Source organism: Desulfuromonadaceae bacterium (assembly GCA_019429445.1).
Taxonomy (GTDB): Bacteria; Desulfobacterota; Desulfuromonadia; order Desulfuromonadales; family JAHYIW01; genus JAHYIW01.
The window spans coordinates 137,994-148,133 of the sequence record JAHYIW010000002.1; the positions used below are offsets into that span (position 1 = coordinate 137,994).

General features: G+C 51.2%; 10 protein-coding genes. 9 read left to right on the top strand and 1 reads right to left on the bottom strand.

Translation table 11 applies throughout. The features are described from left to right. Positions 1 to 121 precede the first annotated feature (121 nt). A complete protein-coding gene (locus K0A93_01425) occupies positions 122 to 1,063 on the top strand; it encodes a calcium/sodium antiporter (protein ID MBW6510763.1) in 942 nt (313 codons plus the stop codon). Continuing rightward, positions 1,060 to 1,887: a DUF3108 domain-containing protein gene (locus tag K0A93_01430; GenBank protein MBW6510764.1), complete on the top strand. Its 828-nt coding sequence runs from the start codon at positions 1,060 to 1,062 to the stop codon at positions 1,885 to 1,887. The genes K0A93_01425 and K0A93_01430 overlap by 4 nt, the downstream gene beginning before the upstream one ends. Positions 1,888 to 2,083: 196 nt before the next feature. Here K0A93_01430 and K0A93_01435 read toward each other — a convergent pair whose 3' ends face one another. After that, positions 2,084 to 2,398: a cytochrome c family protein gene (locus K0A93_01435; GenBank protein ID MBW6510765.1), complete on the bottom strand. Its 315-nt coding sequence runs from the start codon at positions 2,396 to 2,398 to the stop codon at positions 2,084 to 2,086. 236 nt (positions 2,399 to 2,634) lie between these two features. On the opposite strand from K0A93_01435, the gene K0A93_01440 reads away from it, so the two are divergent. The 7 genes from K0A93_01440 to K0A93_01470 form a co-directional block, all read left to right on the top strand. Further along, positions 2,635 to 3,564, top strand: coding sequence for a helix-turn-helix domain-containing protein (locus K0A93_01440; GenBank protein MBW6510766.1), 930 nt, complete (start codon positions 2,635 to 2,637; stop codon positions 3,562 to 3,564). A gap of 467 nt (positions 3,565 to 4,031) precedes the next feature. Next, positions 4,032 to 5,246, top strand: a complete 1,215-nt coding sequence (locus tag K0A93_01445) for a hypothetical protein (protein MBW6510767.1) — start codon at positions 4,032 to 4,034, stop codon at positions 5,244 to 5,246. Positions 5,247 to 5,259: 13 nt separating this feature from the next. Next, positions 5,260 to 6,075, top strand: a complete 816-nt coding sequence (locus K0A93_01450) for a cytochrome C (protein ID MBW6510768.1) — start codon at positions 5,260 to 5,262, stop codon at positions 6,073 to 6,075. 33 nt (positions 6,076 to 6,108) lie between these two features. Further along, the gene (locus K0A93_01455; protein ID MBW6510769.1) at positions 6,109 to 8,484 is read left to right on the top strand and encodes a cytochrome c3 family protein; all 2,376 of its coding nucleotides are present in this window, start codon (positions 6,109 to 6,111) and stop codon (positions 8,482 to 8,484) included. 213 nt (positions 8,485 to 8,697) lie between these two features. Then, positions 8,698 to 9,168: a PIN domain-containing protein gene (locus K0A93_01460; GenBank protein MBW6510770.1), complete on the top strand. Its 471-nt coding sequence runs from the start codon at positions 8,698 to 8,700 to the stop codon at positions 9,166 to 9,168. Continuing rightward, positions 9,116 to 9,340 carry a hypothetical protein gene (locus K0A93_01465; protein MBW6510771.1) on the top strand — a complete coding sequence of 75 codons (225 nt, stop codon included), beginning with the start codon at positions 9,116 to 9,118 and terminating at the stop codon, positions 9,338 to 9,340. The genes K0A93_01460 and K0A93_01465 overlap by 53 nt, the downstream gene beginning before the upstream one ends. Before the next feature lie 142 nt (positions 9,341 to 9,482). After that, a partial coding sequence (locus K0A93_01470) for an AAA family ATPase (protein MBW6510772.1) occupies positions 9,483 to 10,140 on the top strand: 658 nt, incomplete at its 3' end.

Sequence of the window (10,140 nt, forward strand, 5' to 3'; positions counted from 1 at the left end):
GAGATCGCCGTCTGTCCCGTTAAGTCATTCCCGTGCTGGTGGTGATCACGAAACAATCCGCTCTCACTAAAGATCGGAATATCAATTTTTTTGGCAACGATAACTTTCACAAGAGGCGTCAATGACACTGAATATTATTCTTTTTTTCGCAGGGTTGTTATTGCTCTACTATGGAGCTGAATATCTGGTTACCGGAAGCACCCACCTGGCATTATCCTATGGAGTCAGACCCTTGGTGATCGGACTGACGGTCGTCTCTTTCGCCACCAGTATGCCGGAGTTGATGGTGTCGCTCTTTGCCTCGGTCAAGGGGGTATCGGCGATCGCCGCAGGAAACATTATTGGTTCAAACGTTGCCAACATCGGTTTGATCCTGGGGAGTGCGGCTCTGTTTTTCCCGATCCGGAGCGGGCGGGGGATCTTGTTTCGCGAACTACCTTACATGGTGTTAGCCTCCATGGTTGTTTACGGCTTTTCCTGGGATGGTCAACTGACCGCCGGTGAAGGCGTTGTGCTGCTGTTTATGCTGGTGGCTTTTCTTTATTACTGTATCCGTACCGCCCGTGAGGGGGAGGTGGACACATCTTTTGTTGACGATACCAGGGAGATCGTTGTGCCGACGCGGGGGCGTTGGGTTGTTTATGTGGTTCTCGGTATCGTCGGTCTCGGTATCGGCGCGGAGCTGATGGTGCGCTCAGCAGTAGCGATTGCCCTCACTTTCGGTGTCTCCGAGGCGGTGATCGGCATGAGTGTCGTCGCCGTTGGGACCAGTCTGCCAGAACTGGCGGCGTCGGTGGTGAGTGCCTGGAAGGGTGAAATGGAATTGAGTATCGGCAATGCAATCGGCAGCAACATCTTTAATCTGCTCTTTGTCTTTGGTTCGTGTGCACTGATTCGCCCCATCGAGATCGAACCATCCTTGCTTTTTCGTGAATTGCCGGTGATGCTGCTCTTCAGTGTTGCCCTCTGGCCGTTGATGTACTTTGGTCATGCTCTTGATCGTAAAAAAGGATTTGGACTGCTGGTGGCCTACGCCGGATTTATGGTAATGATCTTTCAATGAAAACTTTCACGAAAATTGTTATCGCCCTGATAATGCTGTGCGTCCCGACGCTGGTCGCGGCCAACGCGCCAGACCGTCCACCGTCGTTCCTTATCGGGAGTCATTACCGCTACGATATTTCCTTTCTTTGGTTTGATCGTCTGGCGTCAGGGGAGTTGAGTCTTGCCGCCACCGCGATCCCCGGGCAATATCAGGCGACGCTCGAAGCGCGCACCCTGGGTGTTGCCGCATGGTTGACCGGAAATCGCGTGCATCGTTACGTTGCGTTGATGGAAGCAACCGCTGATGATGGCAGACTGCGGACGCTGCGTTTTGAATCACACGTGATCAAGGGGCAAGGTAAAAAACTGAAAGATCGTGCCAAGGAGTACGTTTTCAACTACGAAAAAAAGCGGGTCGATTTTCGTCGCGCAAGTAACGATCAGTTCAGTCCGATCGAGGTGCTGCCGATGGGGGATCCCCCGTTGAACGATTTTCTGACTGTTTTTACAAATTTCAGGATGGGATTTTTCGGTTCCCCCGCGCCGGGAGAAACTCTCGAACTGGACACCTTTGAGCGTGGTCATCCTGCCACAATAATCGTCACGGCAATGCCCCCGTCCCCTGCTGAGCACCAAACGTTTTTTCCGCCAGGGGGGAAACTTTTTCAGATCAGCATGGGGGATGATATTCTTGATACTGGTGGCGGAAAAGTTTTTCTCTGGTTTGACTCGCTGGAACGACCAGCGCGCGCGGTGGTGGAAAACGTGATCGGGATAGGGGACGTCAAGGGGACGTTGCGTGAAGAACAGGCAGCCGGGGAGGGTGGACAGATAAAAAAATGACCCCATGCACGGAGGGGGGGCGCATGGGGTCGCCTCTTGCGTTATAAAAACGTTCGAGACAGTGTCACTATACAAAAATAAAATGGTGATTGCAAGAAATTTTTTCAGAATTTTTTGAGACCAGGCGCTTGCGGATAAAAACCGGGGGAAACCGATGGACGGCTTCCCCCGGTTTTTATTTACAGACCAAAGTGTTTTACTTGACGTGGCAATCTTTACAGCCGGTCGGGCCGTTGCCTTTTTGGTGGCAGTCTTTGCACAATTTGTGGAACGCGTCTTTAGCTTTTGGCGCTTTTTTGCCGTCGTGGCAGCTGGCGCAGGTTCCGGCTTCAACGCCTTTGTGGTGGCAGGTGGTGCAGTCGCCAACTGAAGCCTGGTGAGCCTGGTGCGGGAAAGTAACCGTACCCATTTTGGCTTCGAGGGTGATTTTTTCCGGGCCATTGTTGGCGATGGCGATCGCGGCGACGCTCAAAAAGCAGACAGCGACCAGAGTGATGATAATGCGTTTCATACCTGTTACCTCCATTGAATGTTCGTGAAAGCATTTTCACGTTGTCGCAACTATAGTCAGATTTGTCATTTGTGTATAGCCGACATCAGGCTGAGCGTCGCTAGATGTCTATCGACATTGTAAAAATATCAGCATGTTACACGTTGTAATGTCGGGTTATTTACGCCATGGTTTTTGTTGTTTGCGCTTTTTTGGCGTCTTTGTTATAGTCCCTCCGATCAAGTGGAGAGATACGTATGCCCCCAATTTTCAACCCGACAGTTGAGCTGGATGGTGCCGCTGTGCGTCGTATTCGTGAGACGAAGCGTTTGACGCAACTGTATGTTGCCAAAGTTGTCGGGGTGACGACCGACACAATCTCACGTTGGGAAAACAACCGTTATCCATCGATCAAGCGGGAGAATCTTCTCGGGTTGGCCCAGGCGCTGGAAGTTGCTCCCCAATCTCTGCTTCATGCCCCTGATGCTGAAACCGAAATTCCCCCTGCACCGGCATCTCTGCGCCCCTCTCTGCTGCGCCGGAAGCGCGGGTGGTTGTGGTCAGTGTCAATATTTTTTCTCGTTCTTTTGGTTGTTTATTATTTTTTTCAGGAACCTGTAATCACGTTCGTCACTGAAATCAATGCCCGACGCATATTGCCGACGTATGCTGCTCCGGGAGCTGTTGTTCCGGTGCGGATTACGCTGGCGATTGATGCCCCGACCGGCGGTTTTATCGTGCGGGAACATTTTCCGGTCGGCTGGAAGTTGATCGAAGCAAGCCCGCCGGCATCAAGTCTGGATAATGTTGAAGGGATGGCTCGCTGGATTGTCAAGGCAGGGGACGTGCCGCCGGTGATCTCCTACTTAATCAGGGTGAACAGTGTTGCTGCAAGCGGCAACAAGGGGATATTTAAAGGGGATGTTGTCTTGCGCCAGAATAAAAATAATACCCCTGCGGTGATTCATGGTGATGACGAGGTGTATATTCAGCCCTATCATTGGGCCGATGTTGATGGCAATTCAGTGATCGATGATCGTGAAGTCCTGGAAGCTTTTGACGCTGTCGAAGCGATGAAGGATGTCCATCTGGACTGGGACGGTCTGAGTGCCCTGTGGGATGAGGGCACCTATCGTTGGGATCAAAAGAAGGGAAAGTTTGTTTCAACCCGTTCAACGGCGCAGTAAATTACTTTTTTCTTATATTAATTTTTTCATCTCTTGTTCGTTTTGCCAAGCTGGCCGTCGCTTTTCCAACGGTTATCTGTTTTTGGCAGATTTATTTCGTTTAGTTGTTGCGCAAACTGATTTAAATCAAAAGACCACATTTTTATTTTCTCACTTTTTTTTTCGAATATATCCTGCTATAGCTTGTCTGGGTACTTTTTTGCTCTTCCCGCTCAGAGGTCCCTCTTTATGATCCTGAAATTGTGATTTATTATTGTGGTCTTGTGGGTGTGGTTAAATTTTTGTGAATAGTTGCAATGTCAGCAATTTCTGCTAGCGTTGAGCGATAGTTTGGGTATTCATCTGGTGGCTGTCGGTTCTCTTGGAATTTTTTAGCGCCTTCTGGTTTTATTTACTTTGATCAGGTTTGAATGTTTCCCGGTGTTTAAACAGCACACGGTGTTTCCGTCGATGCAAAGGGAGGTCATATGAGATCTTGGTGCAGGTTGGTTTGGTTGAGCGCGTTTGCCTTGCTGGTATTGTGGCCAGCGACGAACGCGTTTGCCGTCTCTGTCTCGGGACGTTCAAGTACAGAGATTGAGTGGTTTGACAGCGCGGACGAAAAGACCGTGCTGCCTTTCTACCAGTATCTGCGGTTGAACGTTCGCGATATCGACGACAACGGTTTGGATTTCAGAGGCTATGGTCGGCTGGCAGACGACCTGGCAAATGAAGAAGATGTTGACAGTCAGCTCTACTACGCATACCTGGAAAAGAACAATTTGTTTAAAGATGTTGGTTTAAAATTGGGTCGGCAGTTTATTACCACCACTGCCGGGGCGTCGATGATGGATGGATTGCAGGTGAAATATGACGGCTGGAAGAATTTCGGCGTCAAGTTGTTTGCCGGTGGTGATGTCTCCTACTATTCCGGATACGAAAGTGGCGACATGATCGGCGGGCTGGCTTTTACGGCGAAGTTTTTCGACGATCTGAATCTGGAGTTGTCTTACCTGCAAAAGTGGGACGATGGTGATTTGAGCCACGAACTGTTTGGCTTTGCCGCCGACTACACGTATCGTAACCTGATCAATCTTTTTGCCGATGTGCAGTATGATTACCTCAGCGATTCGATCAGTTATTTTTCGGGTGGGTTCAATTATTATCGCAGCGATTTCTGGAAATTGCGCTGCGAGTATCTCTACTCCTTGCCAGTTTTCTCATCAACGTCAATCTATTCCGTCTTTGCAGTCAGCGAATATGAAGAGCTTTCCGCTCAGCTTGACTTCAGCCATGGCAATGGTATTCGCTCTTTTGTGCGCACGACACTGGAAATGTACGAAGAAGTTGATAATGCCCTGGTCTATGAACTCGGTGTAGAAAAAATCCGTACCGATCGTTTCTCCGGCTATCTGACTCTGGTTTTACGTGATGATGAAGAAGGGCAGGAGGACAAAGGGATCAAGGCTCGTGTCGCCTACCGGTTTAATTCCACCATTCAGGCCGGGGTTGGAGCACACTATAATTCCTTTGAACGCCGTATCGAAGCGGATTCCGATACCACCTCCAGCAGCCGTTTCTGGGTTGATTGCGTCGGTACAATCACCGACACGATAAACGTGGAAGCCAAACTGGAACGGGCGGAAAGCGACCTGTGGGACGAGTATTACCGGGGCCGCGTTCGTCTGAACATCCTCTTCTGAAAGGAGTGCCGATATGATTCGCATATTGCAACTGTTCACCGTCGGCTTGCTCCTCGGGGCATCGACACTCTGGGCCGCCGATTTCAAACATGATGTCCATCTCGACATGGCCGGCGATCCTCCCTGTATCACCTGCCATACGGCTGATGCTCAAGGTATCCAGCCGGATAAAAAAGTGTGTCTCGAGTGTCACGATCAGGCCTTTGTCAATACCGTTAAACTGCCGGGATTATTGACCCACGGTGTGACCTGGGCGCTGAATCATCGTGGACCTGCGGTCAGCAAGAGAATTGATTGCTCTGCTTGTCACGAGCAGGCTTTTTGTCTGGAGTGTCACAAGGCGGGAAGAGCCGATGAAATGGGCGCGCTGGGGAACAACATGATCAATGTCCACACCTCGGAATTCAACGTCACCCACCCGTTGGCCGCGCGGACCGATCAGCGGCTGTGTCTCAACTGTCACGAGAACAGCTATTGTGCCGATTGTCACAACAAATTTGCGCCAGAAGATCTGGCGATCGCATCGCATCGCCGTGGATTTACCGACGGCACGCTCGGTGGTGCACATGCGACGATAAACGAAGGGCAGTGCCAAACCTGCCATCCGGGTTCCGTACTGCCGACCCACGAGTGGTCATCCAGTCACGCCCGGGAGGCGCGTAAAAATCTGGCCACCTGCCAGGCGTGTCACCCCGAGGGGAATGTTTGTCTCAAGTGTCACAGTGCGCGCAGCGGGCTGATGGCCAACCCTCATCCCGATGATTGGAGCAGTGTCAAAAATCGTCTCGATCGTGCCAGTGACGGACGCAGTTGCCGTAAATGCCACTAAATTTTATCAACAATAGAACAGGAGGTAATCTCAATGCGCAAACAATGGTTAGTCTTTATCGTCGTGCTGCTGACAGGCTTTACTCTGTGGGGTTGTGGCAGCGATCGTGGAAGTGATTCATCATCCGTGACACCAATTGCCCCGGTTGCCGATGCAGCTAAATCCGGAAACTGTAAACTGTGTCACACGCTGGATGTTCATACAGCATTCAGCGCGCTGGTAGGTCAAAACCCGGACACAACTTTGGGGTTGGGATCTGCAATAAAACATGACTGTGAAGATTGTCATGGTGGCGGTCAATATCACCGCGGTGTGGGGCCGATCCCGTATCCGGCACCAGAGATAACCCGTTGTGAAACTTGCCACACTCAAGCGACCAAGGTGATCGCTTCCAAACACACTAATGGTCGCGGCCATGATACAGAAGCCGTCTGCCAGCGCTGCCATACGGCTGAAGGTGCTTTCGAATTTGCCAACTACACGGGCGACAAAGATGTCAACCTGTTAAATACCGGCACGGCACTCGTCAGTGTCAATGGTAACACCTGTGGCGCTTGTCATGATCCGCTGAACGGAACGATGCGTGAAGTAGCAGGTTGGGATCCCAACGCTAATGGCACCGCTGACCAGTTCGACCTCTGTACCAGCTGTCACACCTACTACAACAAGGACGGGCTTCTGGTCGGTTCCGGTTCGCTCGCTTCGAGAACCGCACCCTACTACCACAACACCTCCTGGTACCGGACCATTACTACCACTCACTTCGACGATCCGGCAACCAGCTACGAGGTGGCAGATGCCGCAGCTGTATGTGATGATGCTGACCCAACCTATGATGCAGCAGCATGTTCTGCATTGAACGCCATCGAGGGTTATGTCCTGCGTGAAACCGGTGACAACCCCTGCTTCGATTGTCACGGACACGAACTGCGCACGAACACCCGGCGGCACCTCGACGCCCCGACGGACGCCGACCGTGGTCCGACCATTCACACCGACTGGGCCAATTCCCGCCATGGTGGCGAGCTGCTCAAAGCTAAGGTTGCGGCAGCTGTTGCCAACCCCCAAACTGGAACTCGAGGCTCAGACGAATACACGACTAGCGGTATAACCCAGGTTGATGCCGTCATGGCGGCCGGTCGCGAAGACGGTGTTGGCCACGGCTGGAGCTGGACGCACTACCCTTGGGATAAGACCAACGACACTGTCGCCGGTGACCGCACAGGCCGCGCTGATTGTCAGAGATGTCATACCTCCACCGGCGTCTCAAATTTCCTGACCGCTCCGGACACTTACGATCCAGCCAATAACGATTTCAGCCACCTCGTCAATTGGAATGCCACAGACGGTTCGCCGCAGAGCGAAATGCTCTACTGCTGGGGCTGTCACGTTAGCGTTGACACCGGTGAACTCCGTGATCCGGGCGCGCTGACCATCGACTACTCCAATAACGCCAGCGTCACCTTCCCCGATTCGGCGGCTTCTAACGTCTGTATTGCCTGCCACAGTGGTCGCGAAAACGGCGACAGCATCAAGAAAGATACGAGTACAACAGGCGTTCGTAGCTTCCTCAATTCCCACTACCTGAACGCAGGTGGTATTCTGTTCGCCAAGGGTGGGTATGAGTATGACAGTATGAATTATGACTTCGCCGCAGGCGACCGCCATCAGAACATCGGCTACGGTTCTGCGACGCCGACCGGCGATGCTAATTTTGATGCTGTCAGCGATGATTATACCAGCGGGCCCTGCGTCACCTGCCACTTTGACAGTTCCGACGTCAATGGTCTCGATCGTTCGCATACGCTCAGTCCATTCACTGAAACAGTTGCTGATGGCACCGTGCTCAATTCGGTCTGTGTTAAGTGTCACACCGCTCGTGGCGTTGGCGACTCTGCTAATAAATGGTTCGGTAAGGACTTCGTCGAAGCCGACTTTGTTGCTGCACGAGAAACCTGGGATCTTGATAATACTAAACAGCCCCCTCATAAAGGCCGTCTGTTAGCGGCGCAACTGACCTTGCAGAACGTACTTGCAAGCAAAGGGATCCTCACCGACTTCTCGGCGTATCCGTACTTCTTCGCGGATAGCGGTTACGGCGAAGGAATCGCCGACAACGGTATTCTCGAGGCAGGCGAAGTTAACCGCCTCAATGGTTTCACCAACTGGGCCAGCATCTATGGCCTTGATCAATGGAAAAACGTCATGGGCGCTGCTTTCAATCTCAACCTGATCGCCCACGATCCGGGCGCCACGGCCCACAACCGCCGCTATGCCCGGCGCTTGATCTATGATTCCATCGATTTCATGGATGATGGCATCATGAACGATTCGACCAAAGCTACGGTAACCGCACAGGCGCAGCTCTATGAGCCATTTGCACTCAATTATATCGGCAGCCGCCCGTAATCATCTAACCAAGGCTGCATGTTGCGCAGTCTGAAAGACTAAACACAAAAAAGCTCCCGCTTCGGCGGGGGCTTTTTTGTGTGCCCGGACGGCAATCAGGGACATTCTAATTAGTTGACTAGCGCCCCACGCTTGTTATGGTTGCCCCATGCTCCGTGCTGAACAGTTATTTCCTTCTTTGTAATCGGTGTCAAAAATGCTACCATTAACTATATGTTGATAATTGTTGATACGAATATATTTGTCGGCGCTTGTCTTGGCATGGGAGCCTCCTGCGAGGTTGTCGCTACTTGTATCAGGCAGGGAAATACCGCCTTGATGGGGACGGCTCTTTATTCAGAATATGAGGATGTTCTGTCGCGTGCTTCACTCTTTAAAAAATCACGTCTCTCGAATGATGAACGTGACGAGTTACTGAATATTTTTCTTTCTGAATGTCGTTGGACACGTATTTACTTTGGTTGGAGCCCAAATTTGCAGGATGAGGGAGATAATCATCTTGTTGAACTTGCTGTAGCCGGTGGCGCTTCGCACATTGTCACCAGAAATATTCGTGATTTGAAGTCAACGGAATTGATTTTTCCAGAAATTTCTGTGGTGACACCCGAGAAATTTCTTGAGGAGATGAGACATGGGAACAGCAATGACAGTACGTCTGCCCGAAGAAAAACACAGACGTCTTAAAGAGCTTGCTATCCGTCGTCATACAACTCTTAATCGTTTGATTGATGAGATGGCAACGATGCTGTTGGCCGAGAATGATGCCGAGACCAGATTTCTGTTGCGGGTTCAATCTGGGAAAGGTAAGCGGGAGAGAGGACTGGAGTTGCTTGCTAAGGCGAAACGCGGAGAGTGAAGGCGGGCCTAGGGGAAAGGGGGACGCTCGGATAATGTCGATCTGAGTTCGAGTCTGATTTTATGATTGAAAAGTTAACGCAAAATTTATGTAGTATTACTTTTTAATTTGCATTTTGCATAAAATCTATTAAGCTTTCACTATGATCAAACGAACTCTCGAACCTGTCCTCAAGGAGCTAGCGCTCCAATATCCGGTGGTCACCATCACTGGTCCCCGTCAGAGCGGCAAGACAACCTTGTGCCGCAAGGTTTTTCCTCATCTCCACTATGTGAATCTCGAAGCTCCTGATGTTCGCCTTTTTGCCGTGGATGATCCTCGTGGTTTTTTGGCGTCTTATGGTGATGGTGCCATTCTCGATGAGATTCAACGGGCGCCTGGGCTGTTATCCTACATCCAGACCATTGTCGATGAACAGCACCGCCCCGGGCGATTTATTCTGACCGGCAGTCAACAATTTGAAGTCATGAATACTGTCAGCCAATCACTGGCTGGGCGGACGGCTCTTCTGAAACTCCTCCCATTTTCCCTTGAGGAGATGGGATGTGTTCATTGGGAGGGCTCTGTGGATCGCATGTTGTTGTCGGGCTTCTATCCCCGCATCCATGATCAAGGATTAAATCCAACTCGGGCCATGGGGGACTATTTTGAAACTTATGTTGAACGAGATTTGCGTCAACTCGGGGCGATCAAGGATCTTAGCCAGTTCGAACGCTTTGTGCGGCTTTGTGCCGGTCGAACCGGACAGCTGCTCAATCTGCAAAGCCTTGGCAATGATGTCGGGGTGTCACACTCGACGG

Excerpts from the sequence above, each read along its gene's own strand:
- K0A93_01425 (MBW6510763.1), top strand. The coding sequence starts at position 122 with ATGACACTGAATATTATTCTTTTTTTCGCAGGGTTGTTATTGCTCTAC.
- K0A93_01430 (MBW6510764.1), top strand. The coding sequence starts at position 1,060 with ATGAAAACTTTCACGAAAATTGTTATCGCCCTGATAATGCTGTGCGTC.
- K0A93_01435 (MBW6510765.1), bottom strand. The coding sequence starts at position 2,398 with ATGAAACGCATTATCATCACTCTGGTCGCTGTCTGCTTTTTGAGCGTC.
- K0A93_01440 (MBW6510766.1), top strand. The coding sequence starts at position 2,635 with ATGCCCCCAATTTTCAACCCGACAGTTGAGCTGGATGGTGCCGCTGTG.
- K0A93_01445 (MBW6510767.1), top strand. The coding sequence starts at position 4,032 with ATGAGATCTTGGTGCAGGTTGGTTTGGTTGAGCGCGTTTGCCTTGCTG.
- K0A93_01450 (MBW6510768.1), top strand. The coding sequence starts at position 5,260 with ATGATTCGCATATTGCAACTGTTCACCGTCGGCTTGCTCCTCGGGGCA.
- K0A93_01455 (MBW6510769.1), top strand. The coding sequence starts at position 6,109 with ATGCGCAAACAATGGTTAGTCTTTATCGTCGTGCTGCTGACAGGCTTT.
- K0A93_01460 (MBW6510770.1), top strand. The coding sequence starts at position 8,698 with ATGTTGATAATTGTTGATACGAATATATTTGTCGGCGCTTGTCTTGGC.
- K0A93_01465 (MBW6510771.1), top strand. The coding sequence starts at position 9,116 with ATGGGAACAGCAATGACAGTACGTCTGCCCGAAGAAAAACACAGACGT.